This window comes from Siphonobacter sp. BAB-5405 (assembly GCF_002872335.1).
Classification (GTDB): Bacteria; Bacteroidota; Bacteroidia; order Cytophagales; family Spirosomataceae; genus Siphonobacter.
Genome location: NZ_NJAG01000011.1, coordinates 15,888 through 36,352 on the forward strand (window position 1 = coordinate 15,888; position 20,465 = coordinate 36,352).

Here is a 20,465-nt window from a genome sequence, read left to right on the forward strand (position 1 = left end):
ACTTCAACTTCCGACTATTATGCTCCGTAACTACATCAAAATTGCCCTGCGAAACCTGCTGCGAAACAAAGGGTTCTCCATCATTAATATTCTGGGCCTGAGCATTGGGCTGGCCTGCTGTATGCTGATTATTCTGTACACCAAAGATGAGGTGAGTTTCGACGCCTTCCAGGCTCGTAAGGATCAGCTGTATCGGGTGACCTGTACCATTCAGGATATGAACGGGGAGAAGCAGAAGCTAGGAATTGCAGCCCTAACGCAGGGACCTTCGTTTAAAGAGGACATTCCGGAAGTACTGGAATTTTCGCGGGTACAGGATCGGAATATGTTCGTGCGTTCGGGCCGTGAGGTTTTCACTGAAAAAGCCGTTTGGGCCGACAAAAACTTTTTTACGCTGTTCTCTTTTCCATTGGTCGCGGGCAATGCGAAAACGGTACTCTCGGATATTCATTCGCTGGTTTTGACGGAAGAAATGGCCGAAAAATATTTCGGTACTACGCAGGCTCTGGGCAAAAAGCTGGAATTCGAAATCAATAATAAGTTCGAAACTTTCGTCGTATCGGGCATTGCCAAAAATGCTCCGCAGAACTCGACCATTCAGTTTAAAATGCTCTTGCCCTTTGCGTACCAGGAGGCTCACGAAAAAGACGATAACTGGCTCTGGCTTTCGTTCCCCACCTACCTGCTACTGCATCCTTCGGCTAATGTAGCCACAGTTGAGAAAAAGATGAATCAGGTCTACCTCACCCGTTCAAAGGAGCAACGGGCGGAGGCGAGCAAGCACGGCTTCAAGGACCGTTTTAACTGGGGATTACAGCCGTTCCTGCAAATGCACCTGGCCACCGATACCCAGTATACGCCGCAGGCTAGTAATCCCATGTATTCGTATATTCTGCTGGGCATTGCTCTCTTTGTATTGCTAATTGCCTGCATTAATTTCGTGAACCTGACCGTGGCTCAATCCTTACGCCGCAGCCGGGAAATCGGTATTCGAAAAGTAGTGGGTGGTCAGCGAAGTCAGTTGATGGGGCAGTTCCTGGGTGAATCGTTCATTCTGTGTTTTCTGGCCTTTACGCTGGCTATTTTGCTGGCCGAAGCGAGCCTGCCGTTCTTCAACGAGCTGGCTAATAAGGAATTAAGCCTGACTTATCTGCTGGATTATCAGCTAGTCCTGGGTGTAGTGGGCTTGTTCTTGGTTACGGGTTTTGCGGCTGGCTTCTATCCGGCTTTGGTTTTATCGGGCTTTGATCCGCTGCAAACGTTGTACAATCGCTTCCGGTTTTCGGGTAAAAACTATCTATCGAAGGGGCTGGTCGTCTTGCAGTTTTCACTGGCCACGTTCCTGATTATTACAACGCTGTTCATTTATGCCCAGTTTAATTACCTGACGAACAAGGATCTGGGTTATAATGAAAAGAACCTGCTGTCCGTTACGGTCGGCTGGAATAGGACGGATAGCCCTACCTCCACCCGGCAACAAACCTTTGAACATGAGTTAAGTCATGCCCCAGGCGTACAACAGGTAGCACCCGTCATGGATGGCTCCTGGACCACTACTGCAAAAGCCAATGGCGTGGAGCTGGATGTGAAGTACGAGCACGTCGACGAACACTTTTTACCGGCCATGCAGATACCGATGGTTGAGGGTCGAAATTTTTCCGCGGCTTACCCCGCCGATTCTACGCACTCGGTGCTCGTCAATGAAGCCTTTGTTCAGAAAGTGGGCTGGAAAGGTTCAGCCATCGGTAAAACCGTCGATTTTTTGAACGGCAATGATACTAAACTGACGATTGTAGGCGTCGTGAAAGACTATCATTTCGCTTCGCTTAAAGCCAAAATTAGTCCGCAATTGTTCAGTTCGAATCCACACCTGCCCTTTGGCCGTTTTCTGATTCGGGTACAGCCCGACAAACTCCCCCGGGCCATCCAGTCGATCGAGGCTACGTACCGCAAAATGGTTCCGTACCGTCCTTTTTCGTATGATTTTATGGATGAGCTGAATTATAAGAATTACGAAGCCGAAGCCAAGTGGAAGCAGATTATCACGTTCGGAGCGATACTGACCATTTTTATTTCCTGCATCGGCCTGTTCGGTCTGGCGAGTTTATCCATGCAACAGCGGACCAAGGAAATCGGCATCCGGAAAGTACTGGGAGCTTCCGTATTGCAACTTTCGAATCTGCTGGCGAAAAACTTCCTGACTCTGGTACTGATTGCTTTTGTGGTAGCCATTCCGGCGGCCTGGTACGTGACCCAACGCTGGCTGGAAAACTTCGCCTACCGCATTGACATTACCTGGCAAACCTTCGCCGTAGCCGCCCTGCTGACGAGTAGTATCGCCCTGGTTACGGTGAGTTTCAATACCATTCGTACGGCCCTGGCTAATCCGATAAAATCTTTAAAATCAGAGTAAATCGTTTCTAAACGCTGTTTGACCTTTTACAAACACAGCCATGCAAAAAGTTCTGATTCTGGCAGCTATGCTCTTTAGTATACCTGCGTTAGCCCAGCAATCCATTCATTCATCGATTCACGACGATGGTAAGAAGTTGCACATCGACATTCACGGGACGGTGAATGGAAAAGCGTTTGATTTCGAGAATTCGTACGATGTGAGTCAAATGAGCAAAGAGGAGCGAAAAGAGCTGATCAATCAGGCGTATCGCTCCGTCGGTCTACAGCCTCCCAAGCCACCGACTCCGCCCTCCTCTCCGAGTGCACCTTCGGCTCCGAGTGCTCCTTCCTCACCGAATACGCCTCCTACGCCGCCGACCCCACCCAGTCCGGCCTCACCACCTACCCCCCCTGGTCCACCGACTCCCGCAGAATCGCAGTACCGGATTCCCAAAGATGCTTCCCTTACCATTGATGAGACGGATGAAACAATGTCGGTTAAACTTGAACGTACGCATAACGGCAAGCGAACCGTGCTGCAAAAGTCCTATAACATCAAAGGCAAAAGCGAGGCTGAAAAGCGTGAGCTAGTCGAAGCTGCAACGAAGGAGTTTGAAAAACAATAAATTTGAGCGTATGAATGGCCCCGACCTGCTAACTTGGCAGGCCGGGGTTTTTGTTTAGTGTTGTGGGCCTTGATTGGTTATTTACCTTTCAACGTATGGCCTCGTTATTCACCTAGACTAGGTTTGGTCCCGTTAGCATGGCTGTTCGATAGCCCCGTGAGCCTTCCAGGCTGGACCTCTCCACGCCTGACGACAGCCCGCTTTAGGCCACCGCATTGCGGCTGTCGTAGGTCGTTCCGTTGCTCACGTGCGGGAGAGGTTTTCTTCTTCCGACATCTTTTGAAAGTTATTAGTTACTAGTTGTTAAAATGTAACCTAGAACCTCCACAGGCGACATAAATCCGATCCCCGTCCTATTGCGAAAAGCCGCTGACTTCCTCTGCAATGCGGTGGGTCTGAGTAAGAGGAAGTCAGCGGCATGGGATGCATACGGACTAAAGTACCAACTCTGCTTGAAGGACCAGATCCGGTCTTTTTAAGGCGAAAGAATCAAACAATACCTACTTCATGCGAAAAGCATCTTTCCTACTACTCTTACTAAGCTGGGCAACCCTCACGGTTGCTCAGCAAAATCCTGCGTCTACGCCCACAGACACTATGCTCTCGATGCCCGAAAAGTGCTTTGAGACGTTTTGGCAAACCTTTGAAGATCATTACGCTTTTTTTCGTTTGCGGAATATCGACTGGCAGGCTAGCTATAAACAATACCGGCCCCGCATCACGGCGACTACTTCGGATGATTCTCTTTTCTCGGTGTTATCCCAACTGGTAGCTCCGTTTCAGGATGATCACATCAACCTCATCATTCCCGGCAAACGACAGTACAAGGCCCGAAAACCTTCGACATTTCTGGCGGATTTTCCGGATAAAGAAGCCAAAGCTTTATTCTGGAAAGCTACGGATGCCACGCTGGAACGAAACGGGTTTCAACCCGTAAAAACAAGTGGACCCTTATTTCGGAACACGCCGCTTTTCTCGTATACGCGTTCGAAAAACTACGGCTACATCCGAACGGGTCGGTGCTTTGCTTCCGAAGATACGTCGGATGACGCCCCACAGGATGCCTCCCTGGCAGGAACTATTCTGGATTCGGTTTTACGGCAGATGGATGGTGTACAGGCCCTCCTGGTAGACGCCCGGATGAATATTGGAGGCAATGATGAATTTTCGTACGCGTTTGCGGGACGGTTTACGTCGAAGAAAGTACTGGGCCACAGCAAACAGACCCGAAAAGGCGGTTATGAAGACTTTACACCGCTGGAAAAATGGTACATCCAACCCGAGTCGAAAAAGCCTTTTACCCGACCCGTCATCGTACTCACCAATGACCAGACCGCAAGTGCCGGCGATGTACTGGCGATGATTTTGAAAGCCTTACCCCAGACCACGCTTATCGGTGAAAATACCAGGGGCATTTATTCCGATATGTACGGCTTTGAATTGCCCAACCAATGGCAGATTTCACTATCCAATCAACGCTATTACGCGGCGAATGGCGTTTGCTACGAAGGAAAAGGTACGCCCGTAGATGTGGTCGTAAAGAATACCCGGAAAGAAGCCGAACAAATGCAGGATACGGTTTTATCGGCCGCTCTGGCTCATTTGAAGCAGAGTAAGACTAAGTAGCCTTTTCTATTCTGAACGATTTACACAGGTTTTTAGATTGGAATATACAATGGACTAGACATTCTGCCCGAACGTGAGCAGATTAGAATCCGGATCGAGCATGGAAAATTCCATTACGCCCCAGGGTTTGTAATCCAGTTCGGTTGACTTCAGTCCCTGATCCTGTATAAACTGGTACCACTCCCGGATGGCATCGGTACGAATGTAGACCTGTCCATAATTCTCAGCCGGATCAAGTTCTTTAAACTCAAAAAAGTGAATTTCGATGGCATCCTTTTTCACCATCAGATACCCTTCGTAATCCACCGTTCCCAGCTCCGCGAATTGCAATTGATGCAAATAAAAATCCCGGGTAGCGGCCTTATCCCGCATGGGTAATTTGGGGTGAATGTGCGTGAGCATGGGGCTTGAAGATTTGGATTAAGTACACCTATTTTAAAATTATAAACGTCGGGCTTTTAACTCTTTAGCAGCGTATGCGGCGGCCCGGGCCGTCAGAGCCATGTACAGCAGCGAGGGACTTTGGTTGCCCGTGCTGGTCATACAGGCTCCGTCGGTCACGAACACATTGGGTACGGCGTGCATCTGATTGTGAGCGTTGAGCAGGGACGTCTTCGGATCACGGCCCATGCGTACTCCTCCCATTTCGTGAATGTCGAGACCCGGAGCCTGCCTGTTATCGTGTGTTTCGATATTCGTGCATCCCGCCTTTTCAAGCATGGTCTTACTTTCCCGAATAAAGTCCTCAGTCATTTTCTCATCGTTTTCGTCGTACCCTACCGAGGTAATCAGACTCGGAATACCCCAGGCATCCGTCTGATCTGTACTCAATCGCACGTGATTGCTATCCTTCGGAATGGTTTCACCCTGCATGTACATGTAAATCTGCCAAGTACCGGGTTCGGTCATGGCTTTTTTAAATTCCGTCCCAAAGCCCGGCCTCTTGGCCGTCAACGTTCCTTTCTTCCGGTAAGCTCCCAGAAAGGTCGTAAATCCGCCCAGGTAATCAGTATCCTGCTTCGCCAGATTACGGTAGTTGGCGATGATGGCATCCGTCGGATTACGGCCGAAATAGTAGCGGTCGGTAAATCCCGGCATTTCCGCGTGCAAACTGGCCCGGTAATTATGAAAGGCCACGTACTTACCCAGCAGTCCGGAGTCGTTGCCTAGTCCATTCGGGAAACGGTTCGAGCGGGAATTGAGCAAAATCAAATTGCTGTTTAGAGCCGAGGCATTCACAAAAATGACACGGGCCGAAAAGTCAATGACCTCGTTGCTCTCCGCATCAATCACCCGAACGCCCGACGCTTTCTGCGTGGCTTCGTCGTAGCGAATGGAGTGCACAACGGAATGCGGCCGAATGGTAAGTTTTCCCGTTTTCTGAGCCCAGGGCAAGGTGGAAGATACGGAGCTAAAATAGCCCCCATACGGACAGCCTCGCATGCACAGGTTACGAGCCTGACACTTTCCCCGCCCCTGTTGCAGGTGAATGTCTTTGGGTTGCGTCAGATGAGCCCAGCGGGCCTGTACCAGATGACGATCCGGGTAATGCTTCCGGATAGATTCCTGAAGAGCCGTTTCTACGCAGTTGAGCTGAAAAGGCGGGAGAAATTCACCGTCGGGCATGGCTTCGATCCCATCCGCATGGCCACAAACCCCGATGAATTTCTCCACGTGTGTGTACCAGGGAGCAATATCGGCGTAACGAATGGGCCAGTCGATGCCGTACCCAAACCGCTGGGGAGCGGTAAATTCGAAATCGCTCCACCGCTGACAGGCCCGGCCCCAGGTCAATGATTTGCCACCTACCTGATAGCCACGAATCCAGTCGAACGGTTGCTCCTGAATGTAGGGATGATCCTGATCACGAATGAAGAAATGAGCCGTATCCGAGCCAAACCCGGCGGCTTTGCTAATTAAGGGATTTTCATCCAGAAACGCTTTACTCATCCGGCCCCGGTGTGGTACCTGCCAGGGATGCAGGGGGGCGGTCGGGTAATCTTTGAGGTGCTCGATCGGGCGACCGCGTTCCAGTACCAGGGTTTTTAAGCCCTTTTCGCAGAGTTCTTTGGCCGCCCAGCCGCCACTAATACCCGAACCGATGACAATGGCATCGTAGGAACGTTCTTCTTTCATTTCAGCAACGTACAGTATTCGTGTAATCTAACACTAAAATAAAAATTTATTTATTTTTTATAGTGATAAACTAGGAATACCGATGTCGTTTCCTGGCATATGGGTAATTATTGGTATTTTCCTGGTAGGCTGGTTTCGGGTGATTGGTCGGCCGTCTGCAATGCTCAACCAATCACCCGATCATTACATGACGGTTTCAAATCGTGCCAAGCAAAATATTCATTTTTTTAGTAAGCTGAGTTGGGGTGATAGGTAGCTGGACCTCGCAGACGCCAAACCAGGACCGCCCCGATTTAAAAATCGGAGCGAGCGGCTAAACTAGCAACTTGTTGATATTTTATTGAAATATAATATGATCGAATCGGTAGGAATTGTAGCCATGAAGAAGCTATTTTTGTAGCAGTGCAGATTCCGAATAGGTCCCCTGCCTATGTATTCCGCATGTATCAGCCTACGTTTTATAGGCTTTTACCTGGCTCGCCGCCGACCGGGTTACGAAGCTGAGCTTTACTAAGGAATTTTCATTCATTTACCCGCATCCATGAGCTTCTTCTCCAACTGGTTTGGTCCAAAAAAGAAAAAGGACCAGCCCGACTTCGCGTTTTACGAAAACGTCATTCATACTATTGCCGTCTCTGAAACGCTAAAGGATAAATTACTACGCAAGGTCCGACAAGCCTTCGATCGTCCGGAATCGTTTTTTGACGAAAAAGGTGAGTACCTACTGGCGGCTCGTGGGCTCTCGCTTAAGGCCCACAAGGCCTTATTACCCAAAATCGCATTCGTCGATATCTTACTGAATCATAACGAAATGGCGGAAGTGGACTGGAAAGAAACAGAGCAGGGAGTTCGCTATTGGATCATCGCTTTACTGGTAGCAAAAAACTACCCGGGCTCACTGTCGAACGAAGAGAAATACGGTCGTAATGTTCATACCGGCGAGGTCCTAGACTTGATTAATCAAAACGAATTAAAGCCCTTGGGTTATGCTCTGGAAATTCTGGATATCGATTCAGATAGTTACGTATTTACCATAGTACCACTCCATCGACAGGAGGAGGTTCAGGAGATGTTTAGAGTTCTGAAATAAGGCATTAGCAAGTCTGATTAGAAGATAACGGACTTGCTAATGCCTCGCCTCCAGTTACTTTGGACCGTGTAAAAGTCTTTTACAAATAGTGAATTTTCTCTTCCTCCAGATCCAGCCGTAACAGGTGTTTGCGAATGACTTCTTCGTTCACCAGGGGATCCTTGTTCCACTCGCGGAGCCATTTTCGCTGCTGATCTAACATCTCCAGATAGACTTCCCGCGATTGCGTACTGAGCAACTGATCTTCCAGTACCAGCGTACTGTTCTCCCATTTCTGTACCAGCTCTTTTAGCACGGGCTGATCATTTAAGCCCATTGGATACTGGTCTCGCAATCGTTTTAGACTCTGCTCGACCAATTGCTTGTGCATGGCATGGTAATCATCTTCTTCCGGCAGAAAGTGGTCCATATCGGAAATCCGGAAGGCTCGAATCAGGTACGGCAGGGTCAGGCCCTGTACCACTAACGTCAGCAAAATCACAATAAAGGTGATGAACAGGATCAGGTTCCGTTGCGGAAATTCCGTGCCGTTATCTAGGTATACGGGAATGGATAATGCCGCCGCCAGCGACACAACGCCCCGCATCCCGGCCCAGCCCATCAGAAAAGGAGCTTTATACCCCGGATGCCGACTGTCTGCTACAGTGATGTATCGTCTGGCAAACAGCGTAACGAAGATGGCCGAATACGTCGAGATCATGCGACTGATCATCAGCGTACCCGTAATCAGCACACCGTAACCAATGGCGGTATAAATGCTGACGCCGTCGAGGTTCGCAGTGATTTCCGGCAAGTCCAGCCCAATCAGCATGAAGACCAGTCCGTTCAGGATAAAAACTAGCGATTCCCAGACGTTGCTCGTTCGCAGGCGACTCGTACTGCTCAGGAACAAATGCCGCCGCTGCGACAGAAACAGTCCCCCACTCACCACGCTTAATACGCCCGAACAGTGGATTTCTTCCGCCGTGATGTACATGATATACGGAGCAACCAGCGTGAAGACCAGATCCGTATTGGCATCGGTGGGTAAGAGTCGGTGCGTTTTGAAAAACAGTAAGGCAATCAATACACCCACGCCGATCCCGCCCACTACCATCCACACAAAATTCAAAGCCGCATTTCCCGCCAGAAAATGGCCTGTACTGACGGCAATCAGGGCAAAACGGAAGATGATCAAACTGGACGCGTCGTTGAGCAGACTTTCTCCTTCCAGAATCGACGCCATCCGTTTGGGTACTTTCACGAATTTCAGAATGGCTCCGGCACTTACGGCGTCGGGCGGCGATACGATCCCGCCCAGCAAAAAGCCCAGGGCTAGCGTGAAGCCGGGAATAAAATGGGCGGCGACCAGAGCCACCGAAAAAGCCGAGACAAAGACAATCAGAAAGGCGAAGCTGGTAATGATCCGTCGCCACCGCCATAGTTCTTTCCAGGAGGTATTCCAGGCGGCTTCGTACAGGAGCGGCGGCAGGAAAATGATGAAAATCAGTTCCGGATCGATCTGGATGGAGGGCAATCCCGGCAGAAAACTGAAGGCCAGTCCCGCCAACACCAGTACAATGGGATAGGCTACCCGAATTCGCTGGGCCAGCATAATGAGCAAGACAATCGCAACAATGAGAGCCAGATAATAGGGGAAAACGTCAAACATGGAAGTGTTACGCAAGGGATAGGTCCGTGCTAAAATAAAAGGAAGCCCGGTTTTTACGCACACGCAGTCGGGGAAAAATAAAGCGTAGTCTAGCCTGAGAAGGCTGATTGAAAAGCGATGACTTTGGTCCAATTTTGTAAAATTGTCCGAAAGCGAACAGAGATCGTTCGCTTTCGGACAATTTTATTTTTTACAACTATTGATTTTCAAATACTTACCTCTTTGCCTTTCGTAACGGCACAACTTTAGACCAGCCTTACCAACCGATCGCTGATTTGCTATGCTACGTAATTACTTCCTCGTCGCTTACCGGACCCTCCTGCGTTATAAAGGCTATACGCTACTCAATGTTATTGGCCTTACCCTGGGCCTTACCTGTGGTATTCTGATCTTTCAGGTCCTTAAGTTTCAAACCAGTTTCGATGCGTATCACACCCAGAAAGACCGCATTTATCGGGTAATGACCGAGTGGCATTCCGATGGGGTAGGCCGTTCGAGTGGCGTTCCTACGCCCATGGCGAAAGCCCTTCGAAATGACCTGTCTTTCTTCGAGCGTACGGCCATGATCTTCGATCAGCATGACATCCTGGTTTCCGTACCCGATGCCAAGGGACGTCCGCTCAAGAAATTTAAGGAAGACCATTCTATTGCCTACGTAGAACCCGAGTTTTTCAGCATCATGGATTACCAATGGCTCAACGGCAACGCACGCCTGTCGCTGACCCAACCCAACAGCGTCGTACTTACGAAAAAGCTGGCGACCAAATTTTTTGGTACGGAAGACCCGATTGGGAAACGCCTCAAAGTTGACAATGAACTGGATTTAAAAGTAAGCGGTCTTTTAGCGGATATTCCGGAAAATACGGACGTACGTCAGGAAATGTTTATTTCCTGGGAAACGCTCAAAAACTATAAAAATGCGGGAGGGGCAGGACTCGATAATTGGGGCGGTGTCAATTCCAGTACGCATTGTTTTGTTTTGATGCGTCCGGGTGTCGATCCCAAAACGTTGGAGCAGCCCATGCGGAAGTTTATTAACAAGTATCACCCCAAAGATGGCAACGAGTGGTTTCATCCCTTCATTTCCGTTCAGGACGCTCACTTTGCCTTCGATTTCGATGCTCAGATCAGTAAAAGTCAGTTGTACGCCCTGGCGATCATTGGCTTGTTTTTGGTACTGACGGCCTGCATCAATTTCGTGAATCTGGCAACGGCTCAGGCCCTTAAACGTTCCAAAGAAGTAGGCGTACGCAAAGTCATCGGGGGTACGAAAGGACAGCTTTTTGCTCAGTTTCTTTCCGAAACCGGACTCATTACCTTGTGCTCCGTTATTATGGCCGTACTGCTGACCGAGCTGGTTTTACCCAGCGTCAACCACTGGGTGTATGAAACGGCGGGGCTCAATCTCTTCGGCAACCTTCAGCTGTTTACCGACTTGCCCATGCTCTTGTTCCTGTTGGTACTGGTCGTAGTGGTTACCTTCTTTTCGGGTTCGTACCCTGGACTGGTACTGGCGGGTTTCCAGCCCGTAGCAGCGTTGAAAGGCAAAATCAGTACGCAACAGGTGGGCGGCTTATCCGTACGCCGGGGTCTGGTGATGGTACAGTTTGTGTTGACGCAACTGCTCATCATCGGAACCATCGTGATCACCCAGCAAATGGATTTTTTCCGGGGAAAAGACATTGGCTATGATCCTACCGCGATTGTCATGGTGAATTTACCTACGCCGGACAAAGTCACCGAGTCCCTTCGCCATCGGTTTATGCAGATACCCGGCGTAGAGAAAGTTTCGTTTGTGTCCCAGGCTCCCACCAGCAATTCCAACAACAATACCAACCACCGGTTCGATACCCGGCAGGAAGACGAGAAATGGTCCGTTAATACGAAACCCATTGACTCACATTACCTGCAAACCTTTGGTCTGAAGCTAGTAGCCGGTAAAAACATTCCCGAAAGTGATACCACGCGTGCGTTTATGGTGAATGAAACGTACGTAAAACGGCTGGGTGGAAATCTGAAACCCGCCGATGTCGTCGGGCGTAATATGACCGTTTGGGGCCGGACTGCTCCCATCGCTGGGGTAGTGAAAGACTGGAATAACCTTTCTTTTCACAATCAGATTCAACCCGTGGTCTTGTTCTCCGATCATAACCTCTACTACACGGGAGCGTTAAAAGTCAGTACGGCTCACCTCCCCCAGACGCTGGCCGGGATCGAACAGCTTTGGAATGAAGTGTATCCCGATCACCTGTACGATCAGACCTTCCTGGATCAACGTATTGCTCAGTCGTATCAAACCGAAAACCTGATTCTGAATCTGATTCGCGTCTTTTCCTTCATCGCCATCATCATTGGTTGCCTGGGTCTGTACGGACTGGTCAGCTTCATGGCGGCTCAAAAAACCAAGGAAATCGGCGTTCGGAAAGTACTCGGTGCCAGCGTAGCCCAGATTCTGGCTTTGTTTGGAAAAGAGTTCGCCAAACTGGTGGTACTGGCCTTCGTCGTAGCCGCTCCGCTGGGCTGGTGGGTGATGTCGGGCTGGCTGGAAGATTATACTTACCGCATCAGTATTGGCTGGACGACCTTCCTGGTAGCCATTTTCACCACGGCCTTCATTGCTACCCTGACCGTTGGCTGGCAATCCTTCCGGGCCGCTACGGCTAACCCGGCGAAGAGTTTGAAGAGTGAGTAGAGGATGATTAGCAATAGGACTGTTTTTCATCCTGTAGAGGTGGCTGATTTTTTAGTCCATATCGCGAACGCCACTCACTTCCTCTTGCTCAGAGCCACCGCATTGCTGAGGGAGCCACCATTGAATGGTAGGCGGCTTATCGCGATAGGACGGGGCCCGGGTTTATGTCGCCCATGCAAATTTTAGGCTGTATTTTAACAACCTCCGACTATTAACTAACAACTTCTGTCAGAAGAAGCAAACTTCTCCCGCCCGTAAGCCATTCCATAACGGCCACTGAACGACCTACGACAGCCGCAATGCGGTGGCCCAGAGCGGGCGGTTGCTGCCATGGGATGGCCCCCATGGAATGTCAGGCGTGCTTACGGGAACAAATTCGGTCTGTTCAAAGCGAAATACATTAATCCATCATTATTGAGTTGTCAGCCGCTTCACTCGTTAGGAGTTTTTGAAGAAACCAATACGAACTCTTTCCAACCATCAACGGACAAACCATCCATCCCATGCTACGTAACTACTTCCTGGTCGCCTATCGCACCCTGCTTCGATACAAAGGCTATACGCTGCTTAATGTATTGGGCCTAACGTTGGGCATTGCCTGTAGCATCCTGATTTTTCAGGTGATTAAATTCCAGACCAGCTTCGATCGCTATCACGCGAACGCAGATCGGATTGTGCAGGTGACTACGGAAAATAAGGACGAAAATGGGGTGAGTCATTCGTCCGGCGTCCCCGCCCCCGTCGCCAAGGCTCTGCGAAACGATTTTGCCTTTCTGGAACGCGTGTCGGTTCTCATGGCCGTAGGCAATCGCCTCATCACCATTCCGGACAGCAAGGGTACGGTTCAGAAAAAATTCAAAGAAGAAAAAACCATCGGTTTTGTTGAACCCGATTATTTCCATATTCTGGATTATCAGTGGCTGGCGGGCTCACCAAAGGAACTGACGGCCCCCAACACCGTCGTACTTACCCGAAAAATGGCCGAAAAATACTTTGGCACGGAGCAGGCGGTTGGGAAGATAATTCGTCTGGAAAATACCATGGATTTAAAGGTAACGGGCATCGTAGCGGATATTCCCGAGAATACGGACCGCCGCCTGGAAGTATTCATTTCCTGGGCCTCCATGCCCAAGCAATGGGACGGTATTGAGGTAGATAACTGGGGTTGGACCAATTCCAGCACGAACTGTCTGATCCTTTTTAAAAAGGAGGCTGACATTGAACGTTTGAATAAGCTGATGCCCGCATTTCGTCAAAAATACCTGGGCGAGGATGCGAAAGAGGGCTCCTACCCGCTGGTACCTTTGAAAAGACTGCATTTTGATTCGAATTACGGCGGAGCAAAGGATACGATGTTTTACGTACTGGCGGCGATCGGTTTGTTTCTACTGCTGACGGCCTGCATCAATTTCGTGAATCTGGCGACGGCTCAGGCTCTTAAACGTTCGAAAGAAGTAGGCGTACGCAAGGTCATCGGCGGTACGAAAGCCCAGCTTTTTGGTCAGTTCCTCACTGAAACTGGACTTATTACGTTCATCGCCATCGTGGTAGCCGTGGGCCTCAGCGAAGTACTGATTCCCCTGGCGAACGCAGCCATCAAAAATCAGACGAGTATCAATTTTACGGGTACGTTTTCCTTCTTTCAGGAACCACTCCTGTGGGCTTTTTTACTGGGTTTATTACTAGTGGTGACACTTCTGGCGGGCTTTTATCCGGGTATGATCCTGTCGGGTTTTCAACCCGTAGCCGCTCTGAAGGGCAAAATCAATACGCAGCAGGTCGGTGGTTTATCCGTACGCCGCAGTCTGGTGATCGTCCAATTCATTATCACTCAGGTATTGATTATCAGTACGATCGTGATTACCCAGCAAATGGGTTTTTACCGCAACCAGGACATTGGTTACGACCCTTCGGCGATCATTGTCATTCCCAACCCGACACCCGAACAGACCAATCTTCAAACCTTCCGGCATCGGCTTGGACAGGTACCCGGCGTCGAAGCCGTATCCTTTTTTGCGGCTCCGCCTACGTCTACCACTAATTTCTCCACCAACCATCGGTTTGGTTCCCACACGGAGGTTGAACCCTGGAGTCTGGTAATCAAGCCAGCTGACTATACCTATGCCAACACATTTGGCCTGAAATTACTGGCCGGTCGGAACATTATCGAAAGTGATACGGCTCGGGAATACCTGGTCAACGAAGCCTACGTTAAGAAATTAGGATTAAAAATTCAGGATGTACTTGGCCAGAATTTAGATGTCTGGGGCGTATCGGCTCCCATCGTAGGCGTGATCAAAGACTTTAATAATTTGTCCCTGCGGGAAGAAATCAGTCCGATTGCGATATTCTCCGCCCGGGATTTTCAAAAATTCGGGGCCGTCCGCGTCAGCACGCGTGATTTGCCCGGCACTTTGGCGGGCGTGGAGAGCGTTTGGAATGATACCTATCCCAATCACCTCTACGAGCAATCATTCATGGACGAGCGTATTGCGAAAATGTACAAGAGTGAATCCCTGATGCTGCAAACCATACGGATCTTTTCGTTCATCGCCATTTTCATCGGCTGCCTGGGCCTGTACGGACTGGTCAGTTTCCTGGCGGCTCAGAAAACCAAGGAGATCGGCGTTCGGAAAGTACTCGGTGCCAGTTTGATTCAAATCTTGGGACTGTTTGGAAGAGAATTTGCCCGCCTGATTCTCGTAGCCTTTGCCATCGCGGCACCCCTGGGTTGGTGGCTGATGTCGCAGTGGCTGAAAGAATACACGTACCGGATTTCGATCGGCTGGGAGACGTTTGCTCTGGCCATTCTGCTCACCACCGCTATTGCCGCCCTGACTGTGGGCTGGCAATCCTTCCGGGCCGCTCTGGCCAATCCGGCCAAGAGTTTAAAAAGCGAGTAGGGTTTAAAGTTTTGGGTTGTTTGTTGTCAAGGATTCGGGTTGCTGGAACTTCCTGCGGATTCGGTTCGGGCTGGATTTTTGCCGGGGCGGCTCTGGCTACCCTACCGGTAACCCTACTCACCGTTAGCTATCAGGCCATCCGGGCGGCGTTGATGAATCCGGTTCAATCGCTGAAATCGGAATAATTCAATCAAAAGCACTAAAGAAAGCTGTTCGGAAGCGTACGACACATTGTACGCTTCCGAACACTTGTTTTTATATTAATTACTGAATACCAACACCTTAACCCTTCTTACCTTTCATCGGCACGACTTTTCTAACCGGTAGATTAACTTTCACTTACCAGTCATTCTAGTACGCCATTACCGAGTAAACGAAACGAACTACGCAGCTTTCCAGCACACGTTAACCCATACCTGCAACCCTTGCGACCGATGTTAAAAAATCATTTTAAAATCGCCTTTCGTAATCTACTGAAAAACAAGGTTTTTTCGGTGATTAATCTGCTCGGTCTGGCCGTAGGGTTGGCCGCTTTCTGGATGATTGGGTTGTACGTAGCGGATGAGCTGAGCTATGATCGTTTTCACGAAAATTCGGATCGGATTTATCGCGTAACACACGAGGCCAACTGGGAGACGGGTCAGTTTAAGACCGCCCTAACTTCCGCTCCCTATGCACCGACGCTGAAGAAAGATTATCCCGAAATCGAGCAGGCCGTACGCTTCGCTCCCGAAGGAGGTGGTTTGATCCAATGGGGCAAGACTCAATTGAGAGTCAATGACATGATATTCACGGATGGAAACGTATTCCAGGTCTTTCAATTTCCTTTTTTGTACGGCGATCCGAAGACGGCCTTAAGCAAGCCCAACTCATTGGTCATCACGGAACAGCTGGCGACGAAACTTTTCGGTAGTCCAGCAAAAGCCCTGAACCAAACGGTATACCTGGAGAATAATCTGGGCAACGTCATCACGGGCGTTCTGCAGGATCTTCCCACGAACTCCCACCTGCAATTCAGTGCCCTGCGTTCCATGCCCGCTAACTTTACCGACGGCTGGCAAAACTTTAACCTGTACACCTACGTACTGCTTCGCCCGAATACGGATGCCGTAGCTTTCGAAAAAAAAATCCAACGTTTCTTCCCGGATCATTTACTCCAGGAAATGGGGAAAGTCAATTACCAGCTTAATCTTCAACCGCTGGTGGACATTCATTTACATTCGCATCTGAGTTTTGAAATGAGTGCGAATGGGGACGCTACCTACGTCCTGGTCTTCAGTATCGTAGCCGTACTGGTCCTGCTCATTGCGGCCATCAATTACATGAACTTAAGTACGGCCCGTTCCTCGCTGCGGGTACGCGAGGTGGGGGTACGGAAAGCCATTGGCTCGGAGCGTAACCAATTGGTAAGCTTGTTTCTGGCTGAGTCCCTGCTACTGAGCTTGTTCGCGGCAATTCTGGGTATTCTGCTAACGGAATTGCTACTGCCCTTTTTCAATACGTTTTCGGGAAAAGAGCTTTCCCTCTGGCAATTTGGCGTCCTGCCCAGCCTAGGCTTTCTGGTGTTCTTTTGTCTGTTGACGGGTCTGCTCAGCGGTACGTACCCAGCCTTATTCCTCTCGGGTTTCCGGACTATTCCGGCGTTGAAAGGCCAGTTAGGGAGTTCAGCCACTAACAAACGATTCCGGCAGTCGCTGGTTACGTTCCAGTTTGTGATTACAATTAGTATGCTGGTCGGTTCGGCCGTCATCTACCAGCAAATGCACTATACCGCAACGAAAGATCTGGGTTTCAACCGCGAGCAGACCCTGTCCTTTCACATTGATAAGATGGAGGTACGCAAGCACATTTCCGCCTTCAAGGAACAACTGTTGAAAAGTCCACTCATTACGGCTGCGGCTGCGGTTGGCAACCCCATTGGCAATAACAATATCGGCTCGCGGGGATACCACTTTGAAACCAACGGAAAAGTTTCGGATGCCAGCATGATGATGCAGCGGCTCGACGCGGATGAAGATTTTCTGACAACGATGGAAACTCCACTCGTCGCGGGTCGAAACTTTGATAAAAACCGGGAAACCGATGTAACCCAAGCGGTACTGGTGAATGAAACACTGGTGAAGAAACTGGGCTGGAAAGATCCCATCGGTAAAATCGTGGAAGCCAATACGGAGGATACGGAGAGTCCCCGACTCCATTTTCAGGTGATTGGCGTCGTCAAAGATTTCCACACCTACTCCCTCCAGCATACGATTGAGCCGCTGGTGATTCAACGGGCTTTGGGTACGCAGCAGGATAACTTATACGTACGCATTCGTCCCGAACAAACGGAAGCGGCTCTGGCCTATATCCAAACAGTGTATCGACAATTCGATCCAGCCAGTGATTTCGAATATAGTTTTCTTGATCAGAACTTCGCTCACCAGTACGAAAGCGAGCAAAAGCAGGGCCAACTCTTACTCACGTTTACGATCCTCACCATTTTCATTGCCTGTTTAGGCTTGTTTGGGCTGGTTACCTTCACCGCCGAACAGCGTACCAAGGAAATCGGCATTCGGAAAGTACTGGGAGCCAGCGTACCGAATATCGTCGGCATGCTCTCGAAAGATTTTCTGCTACTGGTCGGCGTTGCAGCTCTGGTTGCTTTTCCGCTGGCCTGGTACGCCATGCACCGCTGGCTCGAAGACTTTGCCTACCGCATCGAAATGCACTGGTGGGTCTTTGCCGGAGCCGGACTGATGGCACTACTCATCGCCCTGCTGACCGTCAGTACGCAGGCGATCCGAGCCGCTACGGCGAATCCGGTACGTTCGTTAAAGTCGGAATAGTGAGGGAATGCCTGATCTACGCTTGTACCGAACTCTTTGTCTCCTTAGTAATTGTTAGAAAAGCTTCAGCAAAGCGATCATTGCTTCATCCTTATCTATCCAAAGATGCTAAAGAATTATTTCCTCGTCGCCTACCGAACGTTGCTTCGCTACAAGGGATACGCCTTGCTGAATATCCTGGGACTGGGTCTGGGCCTTACCTGTACCGTGCTGATTTTTCAGGTCCTGAAGTTTCAGTTCAGCTTTGATACCTACCATACGAAGAAAGATCGCACGTACCGGGTGGTAACGGAATTTAGCGGAGAAAGCACGGAGTATCAGTCGGGCGTACCGCTCCCCCTCGGGCAGGCCCTGCGAAATGACTATTCCTTTTTGGAAAAAGTTGCGATGACCTACCTCCAGTACAATACCTTGGTCAGTGTCCCCAACTCCCGGCCTTTTAAGAAATTCGAGGAAGAAGAAACGCTCACCTACGCCGAGCCTTCGTACTTCGACATTCTGGATTACCAATGGCTGGCAGGAAACCCGAAGCACGCGTTGGATCAGCCCAATACCGTGGTGATGACGCGGCGAATGGCGGAAAAATACTTTGGCCTGGCGAACCCGATAGGTCTACGTCTGCGGATCAATAATGACCTGGATCTGAAAGTCAGCGGTATCCTGGCCGACATTCCCGAGAATACGGATCAGCGGCAGGAATTGTTTATTTCCTGGGCTACGCTACCGGGTTATAAAAACAACGTGGCGTATAAACTCGACGACTGGGGTGGCGTCAGTTCACGTACCCACTGTCTGGTGTTACTACGCAAAGGCACTTCGCCAGCCAGCGTTGAGCAGGCACTCAAGGGTTTCGTGAAAAAGTATCATCCGGACGATTACAAGGAAATTCGGCATCCGCTTATTTCCCTGACTGACTTTCACTTTTCAGCGGAATACAACGAGCAGCTTACCGTCACGCAACTGTACGCATTGGCTTCGGTTGGCCTCTTTTTGTTACTGACGGCCTGTATCAATTTCGTGAATCTGGCGACGGCCCAGGCCCTCAAACGCTCCAAAGAAGTAGGCGTCCGCAAAGTGATGGGTGGAACGAACGGGCAGTTATTCTGGCAATTCATCGCCGAGACCGGACTCATTACCCTGACCGCCATTGCCTTTGCCGTATTGCTCGTAGAATTGCTGGCTCCGGTGCTGAGTCAATGGGTACATCAGGCTTCGGACCTGAATCTGCTCGGTACGTTCGATCTTTTTTCCGATCCCCTACTGCTGATTTTTCTGGCTGTATTACTGATCGTCGTAACGCTATTAGCGGGTTCGTATCCGGGACTCATTCTGGCGGGTTTTCAGCCCGTCGCGGCCTTAAAGGGAAAAATCAGTACGCAACAAGTGGGCGGCATGTCCATTCGCCGAGGATTGGTGGTAGTTCAGTTTACGCTGACCCAACTGCTACTCATTGGAACGCTGGTGGTTACGCAACAAATGGATTTTTTCCGGGGAAAAGACATTGGCTACGATCCCACTTCGATTGTACTGGTCAACCTTCCCACGACCGATCAGATCAACCTGCAAACGCTACGCAATCGCCTCTTGCAGGTAAGCGGCGTAGAGCAGCTGAGCTTTAGTTCCACTCCACCAACGAGCGGGAACAACAATCGCTCCAACCATCATTTTGACAATCGACAGAAGGAAGAAATCTGGGACGTCAATACCAAAGGCGGCGATGCTCAATACTTACAAACGTACGGACTTAAACTCGTGGCTGGTACAAATTTGCCCGAAAGCGATTCCATTCGGGGCTTTCTCGTCAACGAAGCTTACGCCGAGAAGCTTGGTCGGCTGCCGCAGGAGATCGTCGGGCGATCGCTGGAACTCTGGGGCTTCAAGGCTCCGATTGTGGGCGTAGTGAAAAACTGGAATAACCTTTCCTTACAAAACCGGATTGAACCCGTCACCATTTTCCCGTTTCCGAAGGCGTATCAGTACGTCGGTCTGAAGGTCCGCAGCTCTCATTTGCCCCAAACCCTGGGCGGCATTGAAGGCGTTTGGAACGAAACCTTTCCGGACTACCTCTACAAGCAATCGTTCCTGGACCAACGCATTGCCAAAGCCTACGAAACCGAACAGCTGATGCTGCAACTGGTTCGCGTCTTTTCCTTCATTGCCATCTTCATCGGCTGTCTGGGTTTGTACGGACTGGTCAGCTTTATGGCCGCTCAGAAAACCAAGGAAATCGGGGTACGCAAGGTACTCGGTGCCAGCGTCGGCCAAATTCTGACGCTCTTCGGTACCGAATTCGGACGACTCATCCTGCTGGCGTTTGTCGTAGCGGCCCCACTGGGTGGCTGGATCATGACGAACTGGCTGGAAGGTTACACCTACAAAATTCACTTGGGCTGGCAAACGTACGCTGGGGCCATGCTACTCACGCTACTGGTTACTCTATGCACGGTAAGCTGGCAATCCTACCGAGCCGCGACCACGAATCCGGTCAAGTCGTTGAAATCAGAGTAAGCTAGCTCCTT

General features: G+C 50.1%; 13 protein-coding genes. 9 read left to right on the forward strand and 4 right to left on the reverse strand.

The window, feature by feature from the left end; translation table 11 throughout:
- Positions 1 to 19 precede the first annotated feature (19 nt).
- The 3 genes from BWI97_RS10270 to BWI97_RS10280 all read left to right on the forward strand — a co-directional run bounded on the left by BWI97_RS10270 (position 20) and on the right by BWI97_RS10280 (position 4,646).
- The gene (locus BWI97_RS10270) at positions 20 to 2,413 is read left to right on the forward strand and encodes an ABC transporter permease (RefSeq protein ID WP_102200946.1); all 2,394 of its coding nucleotides are present in this window, start codon (positions 20 to 22) and stop codon (positions 2,411 to 2,413) included.
- A gap of 40 nt (positions 2,414 to 2,453) precedes the next feature.
- Positions 2,454 to 3,020 carry a hypothetical protein gene (locus BWI97_RS10275; RefSeq protein ID WP_102200947.1) on the forward strand — a complete coding sequence of 189 codons (567 nt, stop codon included), beginning with the start codon at positions 2,454 to 2,456 and terminating at the stop codon, positions 3,018 to 3,020.
- A gap of 507 nt (positions 3,021 to 3,527) precedes the next feature.
- Positions 3,528 to 4,646, forward strand: coding sequence for a S41 family peptidase (locus BWI97_RS10280; protein WP_102200948.1), 1,119 nt, complete (start codon positions 3,528 to 3,530; stop codon positions 4,644 to 4,646).
- Between the two features lie 54 nt (positions 4,647 to 4,700).
- On the opposite strand, the gene BWI97_RS10285 is transcribed toward BWI97_RS10280, so the two are convergent.
- Both BWI97_RS10285 and BWI97_RS10290 read right to left on the reverse strand, forming a co-directional pair.
- A complete protein-coding gene (locus BWI97_RS10285; protein WP_102200949.1) occupies positions 4,701 to 5,048 on the reverse strand; it encodes a VOC family protein in 348 nt (115 codons plus the stop codon).
- Positions 5,049 to 5,087: 39 nt separating this feature from the next.
- The gene (locus BWI97_RS10290; RefSeq protein ID WP_102200950.1) at positions 5,088 to 6,782 is read right to left on the reverse strand and encodes a GMC oxidoreductase; all 1,695 of its coding nucleotides are present in this window, start codon (positions 6,780 to 6,782) and stop codon (positions 5,088 to 5,090) included.
- Positions 6,783 to 7,323: 541 nt separating this feature from the next.
- Between BWI97_RS10290 and BWI97_RS10295 the strand changes: the two genes are divergently transcribed.
- On the forward strand, positions 7,324 to 7,872 hold the full coding sequence (locus BWI97_RS10295) for a hypothetical protein (protein WP_102200951.1): 549 nt from the start codon (positions 7,324 to 7,326) through the stop codon (positions 7,870 to 7,872).
- A 79-nt stretch (positions 7,873 to 7,951) separates the two neighbouring features.
- On the opposite strand, the gene BWI97_RS10300 is transcribed toward BWI97_RS10295, so the two are convergent.
- The gene (locus BWI97_RS10300) at positions 7,952 to 9,538 is read right to left on the reverse strand and encodes a Na+/H+ antiporter (RefSeq protein WP_369826557.1); all 1,587 of its coding nucleotides are present in this window, start codon (positions 9,536 to 9,538) and stop codon (positions 7,952 to 7,954) included.
- A 265-nt stretch (positions 9,539 to 9,803) separates the two neighbouring features.
- Here BWI97_RS10300 and BWI97_RS10305 point away from each other — a divergent pair, with 265 nt between their 5' ends.
- Positions 9,804 to 12,215 carry an ABC transporter permease gene (locus BWI97_RS10305; protein ID WP_102200953.1) on the forward strand — a complete coding sequence of 804 codons (2,412 nt, stop codon included), beginning with the start codon at positions 9,804 to 9,806 and terminating at the stop codon, positions 12,213 to 12,215.
- A gap of 211 nt (positions 12,216 to 12,426) precedes the next feature.
- On the opposite strand, the gene BWI97_RS28900 is transcribed toward BWI97_RS10305, so the two are convergent.
- Positions 12,427 to 12,561: a hypothetical protein gene (locus BWI97_RS28900; RefSeq protein WP_255402848.1), complete on the reverse strand. Its 135-nt coding sequence runs from the start codon at positions 12,559 to 12,561 to the stop codon at positions 12,427 to 12,429.
- Positions 12,562 to 12,718: 157 nt separating this feature from the next.
- On the opposite strand from BWI97_RS28900, the gene BWI97_RS10310 reads away from it, so the two are divergent.
- The 4 genes from BWI97_RS10310 (at position 12,719) to BWI97_RS10320 (ending at position 20,454) form a co-directional block, all read left to right on the forward strand.
- Entirely contained in the window at positions 12,719 to 15,118 is a 2,400-nt protein-coding gene (locus BWI97_RS10310) for an ABC transporter permease (RefSeq protein ID WP_102200954.1), read from the forward strand.
- Between the two features lie 20 nt (positions 15,119 to 15,138).
- Positions 15,139 to 15,303: a hypothetical protein gene (locus BWI97_RS27655; protein WP_158242733.1), complete on the forward strand. Its 165-nt coding sequence runs from the start codon at positions 15,139 to 15,141 to the stop codon at positions 15,301 to 15,303.
- Positions 15,304 to 15,552: 249 nt separating this feature from the next.
- A complete protein-coding gene (locus tag BWI97_RS10315) occupies positions 15,553 to 17,946 on the forward strand; it encodes an ABC transporter permease (RefSeq protein WP_102200955.1) in 2,394 nt (797 codons plus the stop codon).
- 105 nt (positions 17,947 to 18,051) lie between these two features.
- The gene (locus tag BWI97_RS10320) at positions 18,052 to 20,454 is read left to right on the forward strand and encodes an ABC transporter permease (protein WP_102200956.1); all 2,403 of its coding nucleotides are present in this window, start codon (positions 18,052 to 18,054) and stop codon (positions 20,452 to 20,454) included.
- Positions 20,455 to 20,465 lie beyond the last annotated feature (11 nt).

Coding starts and splice junctions, on each gene's coding strand:
- BWI97_RS10290 (WP_102200950.1), bottom strand. CDS start 6,782: ATGAAAGAAGAACGTTCCTACGATGCCATTGTCATCGGTTCGGGTATT.
- BWI97_RS10320 (WP_102200956.1), top strand. CDS start 18,052: ATGCTAAAGAATTATTTCCTCGTCGCCTACCGAACGTTGCTTCGCTAC.
- BWI97_RS10270 (WP_102200946.1), top strand. CDS start 20: ATGCTCCGTAACTACATCAAAATTGCCCTGCGAAACCTGCTGCGAAAC.
- BWI97_RS28900 (WP_255402848.1), bottom strand. CDS start 12,561: ATGGGGGCCATCCCATGGCAGCAACCGCCCGCTCTGGGCCACCGCATT.
- BWI97_RS10295 (WP_102200951.1), top strand. CDS start 7,324: ATGAGCTTCTTCTCCAACTGGTTTGGTCCAAAAAAGAAAAAGGACCAG.
- BWI97_RS10315 (WP_102200955.1), top strand. CDS start 15,553: ATGTTAAAAAATCATTTTAAAATCGCCTTTCGTAATCTACTGAAAAAC.
- BWI97_RS10275 (WP_102200947.1), top strand. CDS start 2,454: ATGCAAAAAGTTCTGATTCTGGCAGCTATGCTCTTTAGTATACCTGCG.
- BWI97_RS10310 (WP_102200954.1), top strand. CDS start 12,719: ATGCTACGTAACTACTTCCTGGTCGCCTATCGCACCCTGCTTCGATAC.
- BWI97_RS10285 (WP_102200949.1), bottom strand. CDS start 5,048: ATGCTCACGCACATTCACCCCAAATTACCCATGCGGGATAAGGCCGCT.
- BWI97_RS10305 (WP_102200953.1), top strand. CDS start 9,804: ATGCTACGTAATTACTTCCTCGTCGCTTACCGGACCCTCCTGCGTTAT.
- BWI97_RS10280 (WP_102200948.1), top strand. CDS start 3,528: ATGCGAAAAGCATCTTTCCTACTACTCTTACTAAGCTGGGCAACCCTC.